General features: G+C 66.7%; 16 protein-coding genes. 5 read left to right on the forward strand and 11 right to left on the reverse strand.

What is annotated here, in order from left to right; genetic code table 11:
* Nucleotides 1-12: 12 nt before the first annotated feature.
* Genes gltX through KIK15_RS01495 form a run of 3 tightly spaced genes read right to left on the reverse strand, consistent with a single transcriptional unit; the run spans nucleotide 13 to nucleotide 3,143 of the window.
* Nucleotides 13-1,488, reverse strand: a complete 1,476-nt coding sequence (gene gltX, locus KIK15_RS01485; protein WP_214242391.1) for a glutamate--tRNA ligase — start codon at nucleotides 1,486-1,488, stop codon at nucleotides 13-15.
* Between the two features lie 45 nt (nucleotides 1,489-1,533).
* Nucleotides 1,534-2,358, reverse strand: a complete 825-nt coding sequence (locus KIK15_RS01490; RefSeq protein WP_214243186.1) for an alpha/beta fold hydrolase — start codon at nucleotides 2,356-2,358, stop codon at nucleotides 1,534-1,536.
* 11 nt (nucleotides 2,359-2,369) lie between these two features.
* Entirely contained in the window at nucleotides 2,370-3,143 is a 774-nt protein-coding gene (locus KIK15_RS01495) for a fumarylacetoacetate hydrolase family protein (protein ID WP_214242392.1), read from the reverse strand.
* A gap of 131 nt (nucleotides 3,144-3,274) precedes the next feature.
* On the opposite strand from KIK15_RS01495, the gene KIK15_RS01500 reads away from it, so the two are divergent.
* Nucleotides 3,275-4,447 carry an MFS transporter gene (locus tag KIK15_RS01500; RefSeq protein ID WP_250323884.1) on the forward strand — a complete coding sequence of 391 codons (1,173 nt, stop codon included), beginning with the start codon at nucleotides 3,275-3,277 and terminating at the stop codon, nucleotides 4,445-4,447.
* 9 nt (nucleotides 4,448-4,456) lie between these two features.
* Here the strand turns inward: KIK15_RS01500 and KIK15_RS01505 are convergent, their stop codons facing one another.
* Entirely contained in the window at nucleotides 4,457-5,464 is a 1,008-nt protein-coding gene (locus KIK15_RS01505) for a 3-isopropylmalate dehydrogenase (RefSeq protein ID WP_214242394.1), read from the reverse strand.
* Entirely contained in the window at nucleotides 5,461-7,056 is a 1,596-nt protein-coding gene (gene serA / locus KIK15_RS01510; protein ID WP_214242395.1) for a phosphoglycerate dehydrogenase, read from the reverse strand. Before serA ends, KIK15_RS01505 begins: the two co-directional genes overlap by 4 nt.
* Nucleotides 7,057-7,296: 240 nt before the next feature.
* Here serA and KIK15_RS01515 point away from each other — a divergent pair, with 240 nt between their 5' ends.
* Nucleotides 7,297-7,956: a serine protease gene (locus tag KIK15_RS01515; protein WP_214242396.1), complete on the forward strand. Its 660-nt coding sequence runs from the start codon at nucleotides 7,297-7,299 to the stop codon at nucleotides 7,954-7,956.
* Between the two features lie 432 nt (nucleotides 7,957-8,388).
* Here KIK15_RS01515 and KIK15_RS01520 read toward each other — a convergent pair whose 3' ends face one another.
* From KIK15_RS01520 to KIK15_RS01535, 4 genes are all read right to left on the reverse strand, one after another.
* Nucleotides 8,389-9,393 carry a glycosyl hydrolase 53 family protein gene (locus KIK15_RS01520; protein WP_214242397.1) on the reverse strand — a complete coding sequence of 335 codons (1,005 nt, stop codon included), beginning with the start codon at nucleotides 9,391-9,393 and terminating at the stop codon, nucleotides 8,389-8,391.
* Between the two features lie 432 nt (nucleotides 9,394-9,825).
* Nucleotides 9,826-10,827 carry a ketol-acid reductoisomerase gene (ilvC, locus tag KIK15_RS01525; protein WP_214243187.1) on the reverse strand — a complete coding sequence of 334 codons (1,002 nt, stop codon included), beginning with the start codon at nucleotides 10,825-10,827 and terminating at the stop codon, nucleotides 9,826-9,828.
* 65 nt (nucleotides 10,828-10,892) lie between these two features.
* Nucleotides 10,893-11,396 carry an acetolactate synthase small subunit gene (gene ilvN, locus KIK15_RS01530; protein WP_214242398.1) on the reverse strand — a complete coding sequence of 168 codons (504 nt, stop codon included), beginning with the start codon at nucleotides 11,394-11,396 and terminating at the stop codon, nucleotides 10,893-10,895.
* Nucleotides 11,396-13,330, reverse strand: coding sequence for an acetolactate synthase large subunit (locus KIK15_RS01535; RefSeq protein WP_214242399.1), 1,935 nt, complete (start codon nucleotides 13,328-13,330; stop codon nucleotides 11,396-11,398). Before KIK15_RS01535 ends, ilvN begins: the two co-directional genes overlap by 1 nt.
* A gap of 254 nt (nucleotides 13,331-13,584) precedes the next feature.
* On the opposite strand from KIK15_RS01535, the gene KIK15_RS01540 reads away from it, so the two are divergent.
* From KIK15_RS01540 to KIK15_RS01550, 3 genes are all read left to right on the forward strand, one after another.
* Nucleotides 13,585-14,106: a PH domain-containing protein gene (locus KIK15_RS01540; protein WP_214242400.1), complete on the forward strand. Its 522-nt coding sequence runs from the start codon at nucleotides 13,585-13,587 to the stop codon at nucleotides 14,104-14,106.
* 71 nt (nucleotides 14,107-14,177) lie between these two features.
* Entirely contained in the window at nucleotides 14,178-16,025 is a 1,848-nt protein-coding gene (ilvD, locus tag KIK15_RS01545; RefSeq protein ID WP_214242401.1) for a dihydroxy-acid dehydratase, read from the forward strand.
* A gap of 31 nt (nucleotides 16,026-16,056) precedes the next feature.
* A complete protein-coding gene (locus KIK15_RS01550; protein ID WP_214242402.1) occupies nucleotides 16,057-16,869 on the forward strand; it encodes a crotonase/enoyl-CoA hydratase family protein in 813 nt (270 codons plus the stop codon).
* An 18-nt stretch (nucleotides 16,870-16,887) separates the two neighbouring features.
* Here the strand turns inward: KIK15_RS01550 and KIK15_RS01555 are convergent, their stop codons facing one another.
* Together KIK15_RS01555 and KIK15_RS18675 are read right to left on the reverse strand one after the other, a co-directional pair.
* Nucleotides 16,888-17,577 (reverse strand): hypothetical protein, encoded by a 690-nt coding sequence (locus KIK15_RS01555; RefSeq protein ID WP_307851688.1) that lies wholly within the window; start codon nucleotides 17,575-17,577, stop codon nucleotides 16,888-16,890.
* Nucleotides 17,578-17,639: 62 nt separating this feature from the next.
* The gene (locus KIK15_RS18675) at nucleotides 17,640-18,878 is read right to left on the reverse strand and encodes a DoxX family protein (RefSeq protein ID WP_307851689.1); all 1,239 of its coding nucleotides are present in this window, start codon (nucleotides 18,876-18,878) and stop codon (nucleotides 17,640-17,642) included.
* Nucleotides 18,879-18,898 lie beyond the last annotated feature (20 nt).

Consider the following 18,898-nt stretch of genomic DNA (forward strand, 5'->3'; position numbering starts at 1 on the left):
AGCGGCCAGTTCTCAGCAGTGATCGGCTCGCGCCACCCGCAGCCGCGCCAGCGTCGAATCACGTCCCAGCAACTCGATCGACTCGAACAGCGGCGGGCTGATGTGCGAGCCGGTGACCGCCACCCGCACCGGACCGAACGCCTTGCGCGGTTTGAGATCCAACCCCTCGACCAGAGCCGACTTCAACGCCTCCTCGATCGCCGGAGTAGACCACTCACCCACCGACTCGATCGCGGTGATCGTGGCGTCGAGGACCGGTGCGGCGTCGGGACCCAGGTTCTTGGCCGCCGCCGCAGCGTCAATAGTCAGGTCGGCATCAGCGGTGTACAGGAACGCGATCAGCCCCCATGCATCGCCCAGAACCTGTACCCGCGTCTGCACCAGATCGGAGACTGTGGCAAACGCTGCGGTGTCGAGATCGGCGGGCAACAACGACGATCGGTCCAGAAAGGCTCGCAGTCGCGACGCGAAATCAGCCGGGGCCAGACGGCGGATGTGTTCGGCGTTGATGGCGTCGGCCTTCTTCTGATCGAAGCGAGCCGGGTTCGAGTTCACCTGACGCACATCGAATGCCGCGATCATCTCGTCGAGGGAGAAGATGTCGTGATCGTCGGCGATCCCCCACCCCAGCAACGCCAGATAGTTCAGCAGCCCCTCGGGGATGAATCCTCGGTCGCGATGGTGGAACAGGCTCGACTGTGGGTCGCGCTTGGAGAGCTTCTTGTTGCCCTCCCCCATCACGAACGGCAGATGCCCGAACTCAGGAACCGCATCGGTGACGCCGAGCCGGATCAGGGCCTCGTACAACGCGATCTGGCGTGGCGTCGAGGAGAGCAGGTCCTCGCCGCGCAGTACATGGGTGATCTTCATCAGCGCGTCGTCGACCGGGTTGACCAAGGTGTACAGCGGATCTCCGCTACCCCGGGTGAGCGCGAAGTCCGGCACCGTCCCGGCCTTGATGGTGGTGGTGCCGCGCACCAAGTCGTTCCAGCTGATGTCGTGATCGGGCATCCGAAGTCGGATGACCGCGGGCCGTCCGGCGTCGCGGTAGGCCTGCTTCTGTTCGTCGGTCAGGTCGCGGTCGAAGTTGTCGTAGCCAAGCTTCGGGTCACGTCCGCCCGCTCGGTGCCGCGCCTCCACCTCGTCCGGCGTCGAGAACGCCTCGTAGGCCTCCCCGGCGTCGAGCAGTCGCGCCACCACGTCGCGGTGGAGATCGGCACGCTGTGACTGTCGGTACGGCTCATACGGTCCACCCACCTCGGGGCCCTCGTCCCACTGCAGGTTCAGCCAGCGCAGCGCATCGAGCAGCGCGGCGTAGGACTCCTCGGAGTCGCGGGCAGCGTCGGTGTCTTCGACCCGGAACACGAACGTGCCGCCGTGGTGGCGCGCAAACGCGTAGTTGAACAACGCGGTCCGCACGAGACCGACATGCGGGGTTCCGGTGGGTGAGGGACAGAAGCGGACGCGGACCGGGCTGCTGGACGACATGGCGATCAGGTTATCGCCCACCACACCGCCGACTACGCGGCGCACTCAGCGCAGCTGTGCGCGCAGGAACTCGAGCAGGTGTCGATTCACCTCATCAGGCTGTTCGAGGTACCCGTAGTGACCGGCCCTGGCCACCTCGCGGTACTGGGCGCCGGGGATGGCATCGGCCACTTCGCGCGCCAGATGAGGTGGCAATGTGCGGTCGTCGGTGAATCCGATGACCAACGACGGCACGGTGATCGCCCGATAGGCGGCCCGACGATCGGCTTCCCCTGCGTGCAACTCCAGTTGCGCGCGAACACCTTTGGATCGCGTCTGACCGGAGAACCCGATGATGTCGAGCCAGTCGCGGGCACTGTCGTCGTCGTCGAGGGTGTGGCGTGAGAGGTTGAGGTGTGCGGTGACCGCCGCGTAGTACGGCGCGGGCAGTTCGATGTTGCGGTCGAACAACTCTCGCTCCCCCGCGGCGATCGATTCCTGCAGTGGCCCGTTACGGCCATAGGTGGCCACCATGACCGCGCACCGCAGAAGATCCGGACGGGCCAGCGCCAACTCCTGCGTGATCCGAGCACCCAGCGAGGTGCCGATGACCGCAGCGGGCCCCGCCCCGAGGAATTCGATCAGCGCGGCGGTATCGGCCACCATGTCGTCGATGGTGAATCCCTCGACGCACTCACTCGACGGCGCCACCCCTCGGTTGTCGAAGGTCACCACGCGGTAGCCCGCCCGGACCAACGCCGGTTGCTGATGGGCCTTCCACACCCGTCCAGGGCTACCGGTCCCCATCACCATCACCACCGGCGGGCCGCTGCCGGCGTCGTCGTAGGCAATCGAGATACCGTTGACCGCAGCGATTTTCGGCGCCACCACCATCTTCTCGATCAGCTCCTGTCCACAACGGGGTTGACCAGGGTCCCGATGCCCTCGACGGTCACCGACACCTCCTGGCCGGCGGTCATCGGACCGATCCCCTCGGGTGTACCGGTGAGGATCACATCGCCGGGCAGCAGTGTCATGATCGCCGAGATCCACTCGACGATCGCCCCGACGTCGTGCACCAGCAGGCCGGTGCGGGACTGCTGCTTGACCACCCCGTCGAGCTCGGTGCGGATCTGCAGGTCCGACGGGTCCAGTTCGGTCTCGATCCACGGCCCCAAGGGGCAGAACGTGTCGTAGCCCTTGGCTCGGGTCCACTGTCCGTCGACCTGCTGCTGATCGCGTGCGGTCACGTCGTTGGCCACGGTGTAGCCGAGGATGACCGAGGCGGCGTCGGCAGCGGCCACGTCTTTGCAGGGCCGACCGATCACGATGGCCAGCTCGCCCTCGTAGTCGACGCGAGAAGAGTTGGGCGGACGCATGATCGGTACGCGTGGACCGATGATCGAGGTGTTCGGCTTGATGAAGATCACCGGATCGTCCGGCGCGGCACCGCCCATCTCGGCCGCGTGCGCTTCGTAGTTCTTGCCGATACAGACGACCTTGCTCGCCAAGATCGGGGCGAGCAGCCGCACGTCGGACAACGACCACTGCCGACCCGTGAACGTCGGGGTGCCGAAGGGGTGCTCGGCGATCTCGCGGGCGACGGCGGAGTCGCCGTCTCCCTCGATGGCGACGAAGGCAACTCCGTCCGGACTGGCGATACGACCTAGACGCATGGTGCAGAGGGTATCCCACCACCCGGGACGCACGGCTGTCAGAGGTCGGCGACGTACTACGATATGGAACTATGCTCCCGAATAGTGGAACAGAGCGGACGACGGACCCGTCCGTCGCCCGGCGCTGGGCGATGCTCGTCGCATCCATCCTGGGCGCCATGGCCACCACCTGCGCCGTCAGCGGCGTCGGATTCCTGATCCCGGAGCTACACACCGGCGAAGGACTCTCCCTGGGCGCGGCATCAGTTCTGGCCGCTGCCCCGACGGTCGGGCTGATGATCGCGATCATCCCGTGGGGTGCGGCCCTCGACCGATTCGGCGAACGCCGCATCCTGCTGTTGTCGTTGTCCGGAACAGTCCTGGCCACCCTCGCCGCGACCGCCGCCTCGGCCGCCGACCTGGGTCACCCGGCCATCGGCGCCACTCTGCTGGTCGCTGGGATGACCTCGGCGGCCACCAACGGAGCCAGTGGGCGCATCGTCGTCGGCTGGTTCCCGCCACGGCGCCGCGGAACCGCGATGGGCATCCGACAGACCGCTCAGCCTCTGGGAATCGGGCTGTCGGCCTTGACGATCCCCGTGCTCGCCGCACACCACGGGGTCACCGCAGGCCTCACGGTCGCAGTTGCGATGTCGGTGGTGGGCTTGGTCGCCGTGGCCGCGACCATCATCGACCCGCCGCGCACCGAGACACCCCACGCCCACCACACCGACGCCAACCCCTACCGCGAGTCGACCTACCTGCAGCGCGTCCACGCGGTGAGTGTGCTGCTGGTCATCCCACAGTCGACGCTGTGGACGTTCGTCCCCGCCTGGCTGATCGTGAACCATCACTGGGCACCGGGCAGCGCGGGGATCCTGGTGACCGTGGCCCAGATCCTCGGCGCGGCCGGGCGAATCGCTGCAGGCCGATGGTCGGATGTGTGGGGCTCGCGAATGAAACCAATCCGGTTGATCGCACTCGCCGCAGCAGCCACGTCGTTGCTGCTGGCGCTGGCCGACACTGTGTCGACTCCGCTGGCGGCCACCCTCATGGTGATCGCGACCGTGGTGACCGTGGCCGACAACGGACTCGCGTTCACCGGAATCGCCGAGTTCGCGGGGGTCGGATGGAGTGGGCGTGCCCTGGCCATCCAGAACACCGGTCAGTACCTGGCCACCTCGGCGAGCACGCCGATCTTTGGCCACATCATCGACAGTGCCGGATTCCCGTGGGCGGTCGCGATCATGGCGGCCGCACCGCTGGTCGCGCTACCACTCATCCCACCGGACCACCCCGTGCCCGAGGCCAGCATCACGGCCTGACGGCAGGGGTCAGAGCAGCGCGCGAATCGCCGCACCGACCTGTGCGGTCGAGCGTCTTCCGCTGCGGGCGGCCAGATCTGCCGCCACCGCGCGCTCCACTCGCTGCGCGGCATCGACGTGGTCGAGGTGACGCAGCAACAGCGCCACCGACCCGATGGCGGCTGTGGGATCGGCAGTGCCGGTGCCTGCGATGTCGGGAGCGCTGCCGTGCACCGGTTCGAACATCGACGGGTTGGTGCGCGTCGCGTCGATGTTGCCCGAGGCCGCCAGCCCGATGCCACCGGTGACCGCGGCGGCGATGTCGGTGATGATGTCGCCGAACAGGTTGTCGGTGACGATCACGTCGAACCGCCCCGGGTCGGTGACCAGGTAGATCGTCGCTGCATCGACGTGGCAGTAATCGGTTGTGACATCGGGGTAGTGCGCCCCGATCGCCTCGACGGTGCGCTGCCACATGGACCCGGCGTAGGTCAGCACGTTGGTCTTGTGCACCAGGGTCAGGTGTCGCCGGCGGGTACGTGCGAGGTCGAATGCATATCGCACCACCCGCTCCACCCCGAAGCGGGTGTTGACGCTGACCTCGGTGGCCACCTCCTGCGGCGTACCGACACGGATGGCGCCGCCGTTGCCGGTGTAAGGACCCTCGGTGCCCTCGCGCACCACCACGAAGTCGATCTCAGGATCGCCGGCGAGCGGGGTGGCCACGCCCGGGAAGCGTTTGCTGGGACGAAGATTGACGTGATGGTCCAACGCGAACCGCATCCTCAGCAGCAGACCGCGCTCCAGGATCCCCGGCGGGACCGACGGATCTCCGATGGCGCCCAACAAAATCGCATCATGGGCGCGAATCGACGCCAGGTCGGCGTCGGTGAGCAACTCGCCGTTGCGGTGGTAGCGGCGGGACCCGAGATCGAACTCGGTGCGCTGCACGCCCTCGACCACGGCGTCGAGCACGCCGAGAGCCTCGTCGATGACCTCGGGACCGATTCCGTCACCGGCGATGACGGCCAGCTTCACGACAGGTCCACCAGCTCGATCAGGGTGGCCGACACCGATTCACCAACGGCAGCGACGAGATCGGCAGGTACCTCCCGGTCGACCCGCAGCAGCAGGGTGGCGCCGTCGCCCTCGGCGTCCTGCGACAGGCCGGCCGCGTGGATGTTGATGCCGGCGTTGCCCAGCAGCGTGCCGATCTTGCCCAACGAACCCGGCTGATCGCCGTAGGTGACCACCAGGTTGAGGCCCTCGGCGCGCAGGTCGAAGTTGCGGCCGTTGATGTTCACGATTTTCTCGACTTCGCGTGGGCCACTGAGGGTTCCGGTCACGTTGGCCGTCGAACCGTCGGCGAAGACTGCCTTGACGTCGACGATGCTGCGGTGGTTCGGGCTCTCGGTGGCCGTGCTGACCTCGCTGGTCACCCCGCGTGCCGCCGCGACGGCGGGCGCGTTGACGAAGGTGATCGGGTCGTCGAGCACCGCCGAGAACAGGCCGCGCAACGCCGACAGGCCCAGCACGTCGACCTGATGTACCGCCAGCTCACCACGCACGTCGACCTGCAGCGAGGTGGGCACCTGACCGGCCAACGCGCCGATCAGGACACCGAGCTTTCGGGTCAGCTCCAGCCATGGCGCCACCTCGTCGTCCACCGCCCCGCCCGTGATGTTGACCGCGTCGGGTACGAAATGCCCGGCCAACGCCAACCGCACGCTCTTGGCCACGTCTGTGCCGGCTCGATCCTGTGCCTCCGTGGTCGAGGCACCCAGGTGCGGGGTCACGACGACCTGGGGCAGCTCGAACAGCGGGCTGTCGGTGCACGGCTCGGTGGAGAACACGTCCAGGCCGGCGCCGCGAACCTGGCCCGCGACGATCGCATCGGCCAGGGCCTGCTCGTCGATCAGACCGCCGCGAGCGGCGTTGACGATGATGACGCCCTTCTTGGTGCGGGCAAGTTGCTCGGCTCCGATCATGCCGAGGGTCTCGGGAGTCTTGGGCAGGTGCACGGTGAAGATGTCGGCACGAGACAGCAATTCGTCCAGCGACACCAATTCGATACCCAACTGTGCTGCGCGGGCCGCAGAGACGTACGGGTCGTAGGCGATGATCTCAGTCTCGAAAGCCGCCAGCCGGGCGGCGACGAGCTGCCCGATCCGACCCAACCCGACCACGCCGATGGTCTTGCCGAAGATCTCCACACCGTTGAAGCTCGACCGCTTCCATTCGTGTGCGCGAAGCGTCGCGTCGGCAGCCGGGATCTGGCGCGCGACGGCGAACAGCAGGCTGATCGCGTGTTCGGCGGCGGTGTGGATGTTGGAGGTGGGCGCGTTGACCACCATCACGCCACGCTCGGTTGCCGCAGGTACGTCCACGTTGTCCAGGCCCACACCGGCGCGCGCGACGATCTTGAGGCGAGGTGCGGCGGCGAGTACCTCGGCGTCGACGGTGGTGGCCGAACGGACCAGGATGGCATCGGCGTCGACGACCGCTTCGAGCAGTTTCGGACGGTCGGGTCCATCGACCCACCGGACCTCCACGTCGTCTCCGAGTGCCTCGACGGTCGACGGTGCCAACTTGTCGGCGATGACGACGATCGGGCGGCCAGCTGTACTCACGCGAAGTTCTCCTGTGCTGTTCGGGGCGGCACGTCCGACGTAACGGTGACGGCTCGCAGATCAGCTTAGAGGGCACCCCGAGGGCCTTTTCACCCCGTCCACGGGTGTGCCGGGTGTGATCGAAGTGGCGATCAGCGGTCACAACCCGATAGATTGCGCGGGGCCCCGCTCGAATGACTTCGATTCCGATCCGGGGCCTCAGTCGGCCGAATGCGCCGACGCCGACGAAGTGGAGCACCCATGGTGAAGAAGACGGCGGCCCTGCTCGCCACCGTGCTGTCGACGGTCCTCATGCTTTGGGGCGCCGGAACCGCATCGGCTGCACCCTCAGTGTTCGTCGGTGGCGGCTCAGGCATCGTGATACTGCAAAGCGGCGACCAGGGCGAGGCCTGCACCCTGACCACCATCGGCAAGGACTCGAGCAACCGGCTCATCGGCCTGACCGCCGGTCACTGCGGCAACGTGGGCCAGCTGGTGTTCTCCGAGCGCTACGCCAACCGGGGCCCGATCGGCCGGATCATCGTCTCCAACAACCCCCTCGACTTCGCGGTGATCGCGTTCGACGCGGCCAAGGTCGCGCCGGTTCGCAGCGTGGGTGGCGTGACGATCCGCTCCATCCAGACCGCTGCTCCGCAGTTCCCCGCGGTGCTGTGCAAGACCGGCCGCACCACCGGACGCACCTGCGGCGTCACCTTTTTCTCCGACAACGCAAACCACTACAGCGCCATCTGCGTCGCCGAGGGCGACTCGGGCAGCCCGGTGGTCATCGGCGATCGTCTGGTGGGCATGGTCAACGCCTACTTCTTCACCGCTTGCATCGGACCGGAGACCGGCTCGAACATCGGACCCATCCTGGCTGCGATGAAAGCTGCGGGCGTCCAGGGTTACCGCGTCATCTGACGCGCCTTGCGCTGGGAGCGACGGCAGTTCCCACGGGGCTGTCAACCAAACCTCATCGCGTGGTGCGGGGTCCAGCCGATAAGTCAGAAACCGACCTCGGTGGTGCGGTCGGGTGCGTGTACTCGAGACAACGCCCACTGATGTTGGTGACCTTCGCGTCGTGTCCGATGGCGGTGAAGAGTTCGAAGACTGTGTAGCCGCCCAAAGCTGCACACCGAGTTCGGCCGCGCGTGGGCGGCTGCCACCTGCCCGATTCCACGTCCGCACCCGTCAGTGGAACGCGTTGCACCGACTACCTGAGACACCCGGTAAGGGCCGCGAGGATTGCCACGGTCAATTCCCCCCACGGCTCGACCAATCACAGCTCGATCAATGACTCGATTGATCACGATCGATGCTCGGGGTCACCCGGTTCTCACCGGGTCGCTTGATCTATTTCCGCAGCAGAGTGAGCAACGGCTTAGGCCGCCAATCGGATGTGTACAGTGCTCCAAAATGCGACTCTCTGTCAAATTGCGAGAAGAAGTCGTTGGATGAATCGCGAATCATATAGATGAAGGCGGGACCTACGAAAGGACGCACAGACCCAAAGGCTAGGATCTGTAGAGTCTGTATTGCCGCAGTCGGCTGGTCAAGCCCACCGAACGCCTGGGTGGGGGCACCGATTTCGGTGAACCATATCTTTTTTTGTGCGTCACCATTTGCGATCATCACGCGATACGTGCGGTCGACGTCCGAGAGAGCGTTGTCCGGGTCGGTGGGCCAGCCCTCGTAGAAGATGTATGGGTGCATTGCCATGGCATCGAAGGTTCCGCGCCCGCCGGCAGCGTAGAACTGCTGCAGGAAGGTCGGGGGAGCATCACCGCCGGTCGCCCTGGACAGGCCCGCAAAGACCACGGTCGCATCGGGTTGCGCAGCCTTGATTGCCGGATAAGCCGCCGCCATCATCCGCGCGTACGCCGCTGCACGGTTGTTCTGAAACCCCCAGAAGAGTCCCAAGTTCGGCTCGTTCCACACCTGGAAATCAGTCACGAACGTTCGGTAACGCGTGGCAGCCAGGAGGGCGAAGTTGGCAAAATCTTGAGGGTCGGGCGGATTTGTTCTTGTGATCCCGCCACCCGCCCACGCTGGCGTGAACATCAGATTCGCCAGCACACGTAGATTTCGTTGCCGAGCACCGAGGATGATTCGGTCAGGAACACTCCAATCGTAGACACCCCGCGAGCGCTCGATCTGGCTGCGATCGATCAAGACCTTGAGCCACGTAGCGCGAGTTGTCGCAACGGCGTCGAGCTCGCGGTTCAAGTCTGTGGGCGACAGCGTCAACAGCCGCGACGCCGCGCCGAAACCGTAACCGTCTGCCGGAACGGCAGGCGGCGCGGCTGAGGCCTGTGGCGCCATCGCGGTGGACACGGCTAGCGACGACGCCACGGCCATAGCAACTAGCAAATACGAAATCCACGTCCGTAATCTTTGCATCCGCACATGATGTCATGAACGAGGCCCATTTGTGTTGCGAGACGGCGAAACGTTCTTCCTCAGCCAGAAAAGGCCGGTGGAATGGTCGTGCCGAGAGTTTTCACCCAAGCAGCGGGCGTAGGTGCTGCCTGGAGCGGATGTTCGATGGCGTCGGTGGTCTGACCGGTCGGTCCGTTGACTGGCTGTGCGCGGACTCGAACACAACGCGCCGGCCGACATCACCCCGCGCACCGGCTTGCGCGTCGGCCGCGCCGCTCGATCAGCTCATCAGCGCCGCAGCGAGCGCCCAGCGCGCACACACGAGATCAACGCTTCGGAGCGTCGCCCGGCCGATCACCACACTCGGTTCCGAGTGTGGTGATCGGAGTGGCGATCACGTGCTCCGACCGGTCAGGCGGTCTCGGTGATCGGGCGATCCACCCAACTCATCAGATCACGCAGCTTCTTGCCGGTCACCTCGATGGGGTGCTCGGCGTTCTGCTTGCGCAGCGACTCCAGCTCGGCGTTTCCACCCTCGACGTTGGCGACCAGGCGCTTGGTGAAGGTGCCGTCCTGAATGTCGGTGAGGATGGCGCGCATCCGGTCCTTGGTGCCGCTGTCGATGACGCGCGGACCCGACAGGTAACCACCGAACTCGGCGGTGTCCGAGACCGAGTAATTCATGCGCGCGATGCCGCCCTCGTACATCAGGTCGACGATGAGCTTGAGCTCGTGCAGCACCTCGAAGTAGGCCATCTCAGGGGCGTAGCCCGCCTCGACCATGACCTCGAAGCCGGTCTTGACCAGCTCTTCGGTGCCGCCACACAACACCGCCTGCTCGCCGAAGAGATCGGTCTCGGTCTCCTCTTTGAATGTGGTCTTAATGACGCCGGCGCGGGTGCCGCCGATTGCGCGGGCGTAGCTCAACGCCAACGCCTCGCCCTCGCCCTTGGGGTCCTGGGCAATGGCGATCAGCGCAGGCACGCCCTTGCCGTCGACGAACTGACGTCGGACCAGATGCCCTGGCCCCTTGGGTGCCACCATCCCGACAGTGATCGAGGCGGCCGGCTTGATCAGACCGAAATGGATGTTGAGGCCGTGCCCGAAGAACAACGCGTCGCCGTCGGAGAGGTTGGGCTCGATGTCCTCGGTGAAGATCTTTGCCTGCGAGGTGTCCGGCGCCAGCAGCATGATGACGTCGGCCCACTTGGCGGCCTCGGCGGCGGTCATCACCTTCAGGCCCTGCTCGGCGGCCTTCTCCCGGGACTTGCTGTCCTCACGGAGACCGATCGCGACGTCGACACCCGAGTCACGCAGGCTCAGCGAGTGCGCGTGTCCCTGGCTGCCGTATCCGATGACCGCAACCTTGCGGCCCTGGATGATCGACAGATCAGCGTCGTCGTCGTAGAACATCTCGACTGCCACTTGAACTTCCCTTCACTTTCGGTTCGAACTCGAGGTTCTGGTGGGGATGGATCTCAGCGGGTTGCCGAGATGCTCTTGGGTCCCCGGCCCAGTGCCACGGCACCGGACTGGGCGATCTCGCGAATACCGTACGGGTCGAGCATGCGAAGCAACGCCTCCAGCTTGTCCGAGGTGCCGGTCGCCTCGACGGTGACCGACTCGGTGGACACGTCGATCACCTTGGCGCGGAACAGATCCACGACTCCGATGACGTCGGCGCGAGTGGTCGCATCCGCGCGGACCTTGACCAGCATCAGCTCCCGCGAGACCGAGGTGGACCGATCCTGCTCGACGATCTTGATGACGTTGATCAGCTTGTTGAGTTGCTTGGTCACCTGCTCGAGCGGGAAGTCCTGCACCGAGACCAGGATCGTCATCCGCGAGATCCCCTTGAGCTCGGTCGGGCCCACGGCCAACGACTCGATGTTGTAGCCGCGTCGGGAGAACAGCGACGAGACCCGGGCCAAGACGCCGGGCCGATCCTCGACGAGAACGCTGAGGGTGTGGGTGGTGGCCATCAGTGCGCCCCTTCCGATCCAGTGGTGTCGGTGCGCTGACCGACGGCCTCGTGGATGTCGGCTGGTGCCGCCACCTCGTCACCGTCGAACAGCGGACGGATGCCGCGCGCGGCCATGATCTCGTCGTTGCCGGTGCCGGCGGCCACCATCGGCCACACCTGAGCGTCGGCACCGACGATGAAATCGATGACCACCGGGCGGTCGTTGATCCCACGCGCCCACTCGATGGCGGCGTCGACGTCGGCCTCGTTCTCCACGCGCCTGGCCGCACAGCCCAACGCCTCGGCGAGCTTGACGAAGTCGGGGATGCGACGCGAGTGGGTGGCCAGGTCAGTGCTGGAGTAGCGCTCCTCGTAGAACAGGGTTTGCCACTGACGCACCATGCCCAGGTTGCCGTTGTTGATCAACGCCACCTTGATCGGGATGCCCTCGATCGCGCAGGTGGCCAACTCCTGGTTGGTCATCTGGAAGCAGCCGTCACCGTCGATGGCCCAGACCTCCAGGTCCGGGTCGGCCATCTTGGCGCCCATCGCCGCCGGCACCGCGTAGCCCATGGTGCCCAGGCCACCGGAGTTGAGCCAGGTGCGCGGCTTCTCGTAAGAGATGAACTGCGCCGCCCACATCTGGTGCTGACCCACGCCCGCGCAGTACACGGCGTCGGGGCCGGCCAGTCGACCGACCTGGGAGATGACGAACTCCGGCGACATCGACCCGTCGGTGGGCCGGTCGTAGCTCAACGGGTACGTGCGGCGGATGTCGTCGAGGTAAGCCCACCATTCACTGATGTCGGCACCGGTGCCACCGGTGGCCCGGTCGTCGCGGATGGCCTCGATCAGCTCGCTGATGACCGCTGCGCAGTCGCCCACGATCGGGACGTCGGCGAAGCGGTTCTTACCGATCTCGGCGGGATCGATGTCGGCGTGGATCACCTTGGCATCCGGGGCGAACGAGTCGAGTTGACCGGTCACCCGGTCATCGAACCGGGCGCCGAGGGTGATGAGCAGATCGCTGCGCTGCAGCCCGGCCACCGCGGCCACCGTCCCGTGCATGCCGGGCATGCCCAGGTGCTGGCGGTGACTGTCGGGGAACGCACCTCGCGCCATCAGCGTGGTGACCACCGGGATCCCCGTCAGCTCGGCGAGCTCACGCAACTCCGCGCACGCCTCGGCCTTGATGACACCGCCTCCGACGTAGAGCACCGGGTGCTTGGCCGCGGCGATCAGCCGCGCGGCCTCGCGGACCTGCTTGCCGTGCGGTTTGGTGACCGGCCGATAGCCGGGCAGGTCCAGCTGCGGCGGCCAGGCGAACGTGGTCTGCGCCTGCAGGATGTCCTTGGGGATGTCGACCAGCACCACCCCGGGCCGACCACTCTCGGCGAGGTAGAACGCCTCGGCCATGACGCGCGCGATGTCGGCGCCGGAGGTGACGAGGAAGTTGTGCTTGGTGATCGGCATGGTGATGCCGGTGATGTCGGCTTCCTGGAAGGCGTCGGTGCCGATCAGCTGACGGCCCACCTGGCCGGTGATGGCGACCATCGGGACCGAGTCCATCTGGGCGTCGGCGATCGGGGTGATCAAGTTGGTGGCGCCAGGACCCGACGTGGCCATACAGACCCCGGCACGACCTGCAACCTGCGCGTACCCGGTCGCGGCGTGACCGGCGCCCTGCTCGTGGCGCACCAGGACGTGACGCACCTTGGTCGAGTCGAGCAGCGGGTCGTACACCGGGAGAACCGCGCCACCGGGTAGCCCGAACACAACCTCCACCCCCAGCTCCTCCAGCGACCGGACGACCGCCTCGGCGCCGGTGACCCGCTCGGGGGCGACGGTTGCCGTGCTCGCGCTACGGGAACGAGCTGACAACGGGGTGGGCCGGTTCGCGGATGCGTCGCCGGCGGGGGCGTTACCGTCGGAAGGGCGTGCTGGTGCGCTCACTGCACTTTCCTCTGCTGGTCGGGGTGGGAGGGCAACAAAAAACCCCCGACAGCCGGTGGCTGTTCGAGGGTGGCGCGTCGATGCTGGGGAGAGGTCTCGAAGAAGACCGGTCAGGCGTTGACGCGCCGGCCGGGTACGAGGTTCTCGTTGAGCATCACGTGCGTAAAGGTAGGTCTGTGCAGGCATATCAGTCAACTTCCCGCACACGGCGTCTCACATCATGAGACGACACGCGGCGATGCCACAATGGGGTCATGCCTGAGCGCGAGCTTTCTGAGCGTGAGACCGACGCGGGGGTCGGAGCCGACACCGAATCCACCACAACCGAGCCGACCACAACCGAGCCCACCGGATCCGACGGCGCAGCCGGGGCGACGGCTACGGGTCTGCCGCTGCCGGTGGTCTTTCGCATCCAACGGACGGTCTACTTCGTGGTGCCGATGATGCTCGTGACCACCCTGGTCTTGGCGGGCACGTCGCTGCCGCTGCTGGGCTGGACGATCGTCTTGCCGTTCGTGGCCGCGTTCTGGATCCATCGCATCCGAACCGTCGTCACCGACGACGGCATCACCGCCGTGGGGACCTTCTCCACCCGCACCATCGAGTGGAGCTCATTGGCGGGCCTGTCGTTTCCGCGGTGGGGATCGGTGCAGGCCGTCCTCACCGACGGCAGCAAGGTCCGCCTTCCGGCCATCGCATTCACCGACCTCCCCGTTCTGTCCGTGGCCAGCCGAGGGCGCATCCCAGACCCGTACGCCGCAGGTCGCACGGAGTAGCATCAGCAGGGAAAAGGCCCGGTCGGCGGCCCCGTCGCACCGAGCGCCCCCACATCGATCGAGGTGAAGACATGCCGCCGTTGAGGTCGCGCACAACCACTCACGGACGCAACGCATCCGGGGCCCGCTCACTGTGGCGGGCCACCGGCATGACCGACGATGATTTCGGCAAACCGATTGTGGCCATTGCCAACTCCTACACCCAGTTCGTGCCCGGGCACGTGCACCTCAAGAACGTCGGCGAGATCGTCGCCGACGCCGTGCGCGCAGCCGGCGGTGTGCCGCGTGAGTTCCACACCATCGCCGTCGACGACGGCATCGCGATGGGTCACGACGGCATGCTCTACTCCCTGCCCAGTCGCGAGATCATCGCCGACTCGGTGGAGTACATGGTCAATGCGCACACCGCCGACGCCCTGGTGTGTATCTCCAACTGCGACAAGATCACTCCGGGAATGCTCAACGCCGCCATGCGCCTCAACGTGCCCACCGTGTTCGTCTCCGGCGGGCCGATGGAAGCAGGCAAGGCAGTCGCGGTGGCCGGGGTGGTGCATCCGTCGTCGGATCTGATCACGACCATCTCCGCCTCAGCCAACGACGCCGTGGACGACGACGCACTGCGCGCGGTCGAAGAGGCCGCGTGCCCCACCTGCGGATCGTGCTCGGGCATGTTCACCGCCAACTCGATGAACTGTCTCACCGAGGCCCTGGGTCTCGCGTTACCTGGCAACGGCTCGACCCTGGCCACCCATGAGGCCCGCCGCGCCCTGTTCACTCGTGCCGGCGAAGTGATCGTGGACGCCGCCACCCGGTATTACCGCGACGACGACGAGTCGGTGCTGCCCCGCAACGTGGCCACCGCCACGGCGTTTCGCAACGCGATGGCGCTCGACGTCGCGATGGGCGGATCGACGAACACGGTGCTGCACATCCTCGCCGCCGCCCAGGAGGGCGAGGTGACCGACTTCGATCTCGACGTGATCGACCAGATCAGCCGCAAGGTCCCGTGCCTGGCCAAGGTGTCGCCCAACTCCGACTACCACATGGAAGACGTGCACCGCGCCGGTGGAATCCCGGCCATCCTGGGTGAGTTGCGTCGAGCTGGACTGATCGACGACACCGCCACCACCGTGCACTCCCCTACCCTCGCGGCCTTCCTCGACGACTGGGACATCCGCGGCGGCACGGCGATCGAGGCCGCCACCGAGTTGTTCCATGCGGCCCCCGGCGGGGTGCGCACCACCACGCCGTTCTCCACCGCCAACCGCTGGAGCTCACTGGACACCGACGCCGAGAACGGCTGCATCCGCGATCTGGAGCACGCCTACACCGTCGAAGGCGGACTGTGCGTGCTCAAGGGCAACATCGCGCCCGACGGCGCAGTGCTCAAGACCGCAGGTATCGACGAAGACCTGTGGCACTTCGAGGGACCCGCGCGGGTGGTGGACAGCCAGGAGGATGCCGTGCAGGTGATCCTGAGCAAGACCATCCAGGCCGGCGAGGTGTTGGTGGTGCGCTACGAGGGCCCCTCCGGTGGACCGGGGATGCAGGAGATGTTGCATCCCACTGCCTTCATGAAGGGCACCGGGATGGGCAAGAAGTGCGCGCTGGTCACCGACGGCCGGTTCTCCGGTGGTTCGTCGGGGTTGTCGATCGGGCACGTCTCACCCGAGGCGGCCGCCGGCGGCGTCATCGGGCTCATCGAGGACGGCGACCCAGTCCTCATCGACGTCAAGACGCGCCAGCTCAAGGTCCTCGTCGACGACGACGAGCTGGCCCGGCGGCGCGCCAAGATGGAAGCCTCCGAGCGACCCTGGCAGCCCGCCGCCGAACGGGAACGACGCGTCAGCACCGCGCTGCGGGCGTATGCGTCCATGGCCACGTCTGCCGACAAGGGCGCGGTACGGCACGTTCGCTGAGCCGTCGTTAGCCACCGCTAGGCTCAGCGTCATGACCGATTGGACTGCATTCACCGTCTCGCTCACCGACCACGTCGCGCGAGTGACGTTGATCGGGCCCGGCAAGGGCAACGTCATGGGTCGCGCCTTCTGGACCGAGCTGCCACAGGTGTTCGCCGAACTCGACGACGACCCGCAGGTCCGCGCGGTGGTGTTGGCAGGATCGGGCACGAACTTCTCGTTCGGCCTCGACCTGGCCGAGATGGGCGGCGAGTTCACACCGTTGATGACAGAGCAGGCGCTGGCCGGGCCACGCTCGCGGTTTCATTCGCTGGTGAAGTCGATGCAGGCGGCAGTGACCGCCGTGGCCGAGAGTCGAGTGCCGGTGATCGCTGCCGTCCAGGGCTGGTGCGTCGGTGGCGGGGTGGACCTCATCGCCGCCGCCGACATCCGCTACGCCGCACCCGATGCGAAATTCAGTGTGCGCGAGGCGAAGATCGGCATCGTCGCCGACATCGGGTCACTGCAACGGCTGCCTCCGATCATCGGTGAGGGACATCTGCGCGAGCTCGCCTACACCGGCAAGGACATCGACGCCGAGCGTGCCGCGGCGATCAACCTGGTCAACGACGTGGTGACTGATCCGCTGGCCACCGCACACGCCACCGCGCAGGAGATCGCCGCCAACCCGCCGTTGGTGGTCCAAGGTGTCAAAGACGTCCTCGACCGTGAGCGGGCCGCGGTGGTGGCCGACGGGCTCAAGTACGTGTCCGCCTGGAACGCGGCCTTCCTGCCGTCGAAGGATCTCGTCGAGGGGATCGCGGCGGTGTTCGAGAAGCGAGCGCCCACGTTCCGTGGCGAGTAGAGCCCGCGCAGCCTCGGCTCAGGCCTCGAGCTCGCCCGCGACCTTGCGTTCGACGTCGGCGTAGGACGCTGCGGGCAGCGACACCAACCCGTCGAGTTCGGCGCGTGCCTTGCGGTATGCCGTCTGCCGCTCGGCGGGAGTGCCCGCCGAGTCCAGCGCCACCCGCAGCAGCGACTGGGCCCGCACCAGCCGATCCCGTTCGGTCTCACTGAAGTCGCCGCGCTTGCGACGGCGGGCCTCCGATTCCGCCGCGTCGAAGGCGATGGCATAGTCGTGCACCGCTGACCGGTAGGCCGTCAATGCGCCCTCCCGACCGACCAACTCCTCGGCGGTGTCGGGTCTGATCGCGTCGGCCTCACGCTTGGCTCGATGAAAAGCCACCGTCAGCGACTCACGCATGTCGGTCATCATCGGGTACTCCAGCATCGTCACCACGTCGGTCTCGTAGCCGAACCATCTCTCGTCCACCGCATCGTGCTCGGCGAGAACCCTGTTCGCAGTGCGCAGTTGGACCTCGCGATCCATCGACTCGCGCGCTCCTGCCTCCAGCACAGCGGCCTTGGCCGCGTGTTTGATGCGGTATCGCTCGAGTCGACGCTCCTCGCGCCGGTCGTTGGCGGCCATGATCGCCCGACCGCCCCCAGCGATCGAACCACCGAAGACGAACAACAACCACCAGTACGAACTGAGGAATTGCACAACGCTCACTCGGCTACCCAATCATGTGTCCGCCTGCGAGGCGACCCAGTTCGACCGCCGGGATCACCGATCTAGCGAAGCGGCGGGTTACCCGGCGAGGTGAAGGGGTTGGTGCCGTTGAAGACGATCCAGATGGCCACAGGCACCGCGATTCCCACCACCAGGCACGCCACCGAACCCACGCCGGGCCGTCGGGCCCAGCCCCGACCGAAGTCCAACGACCACCGACCTGGCCCCGCCACGATGATCGCTGCCGCGGCCGCGGCGATGAACAGCTCGTATTCGACACCAGCGTGCTGAAAGTCGGGGTCACTGGCGAAGAACCACACGCCACCGGCCAACGTCGCCTTGTACGTGGCGGCGATGATCATCACCCCGAGTACCGCGGATCCAGCGACGGGGGTGAGCAGACCGAGCACCAACATCAGTCCGCCCAGCGACTCCGAGAGGGCACCGACGATGGCCAAGGGCTTGGCGGCGTCGGAGCGGAACCCGATGTCGGTGTTGGCGGGGTTGGTCAAGAAGTCCTCAAAACCGCTCAGACGCGGCCCGTTCCACCACCCGAAGAGCTTCTGCGCGCCGTGCGCCATCGCGATCATCCCGACGGCCACGCGCAACAGCAGCAGACCGAGGTCGGTGGTCCCGCGGCGTGCGGCCAGCGTGGCCGCCGCCAGGTCTTCCTCGAGCTGACCGCGCGTCCGGGCCTGGACGGCAGCGGCGTCGGCGCGGGTGACTGCAGCCTCGTCCGTCGCGCTACGTGCACCTCTGCGGCCACGCTTGTCTATGGTCACCGGGCGGGTGGCCGACTCGTCGATGTCGTCAGGTGCCGTGGTCGAGGATGCCGCGGCCGCGAAATCCTCGTCGAACACCTCGGTCACCGCATCGTCGTCGATCCCGGCGGCATCGCGCCCTGCCTGCTCGGCACGGTCGGACACCGCATACCGGTTGTGCTCACGATGGAAGGCATCGCGATCGACCGGCGCGGCTCGCCCGGCGCGCGGTGCCACGATGGCGGTGGTCTCGGCGTCGGTGTCGTCGTCCCAGTACGGCGGGCGTTTGGCGCGCCCGGCCGAGGCCGTCAGATGACCGGGCTCACCGTCGGCGATGGCTCCGGGGTCGCGGTCATCGCGTGGACCGCGAGCCCCACGCCGGTACGGCTGGTATCCATATACGCCGTCGGGGTCGGTCGATGGTCCTTGATCGGCCGGAGCACCGGCGTCTCGCGCCTCGGCGGCGGGGATGCGAATGGTCCCCGTCGGCTCGTCGTACGGACTGCTGCCCTGCGCGCGGTCGCGATCTCGTTCGCTCACCAGTTCACCATATGCCAGGC

Origin of the sequence: Williamsia sp. CHRR-6 (assembly GCF_018474015.1) — a bacterium.
GTDB lineage: Bacteria > Actinomycetota > Actinomycetes > Mycobacteriales > Mycobacteriaceae > Williamsia_A.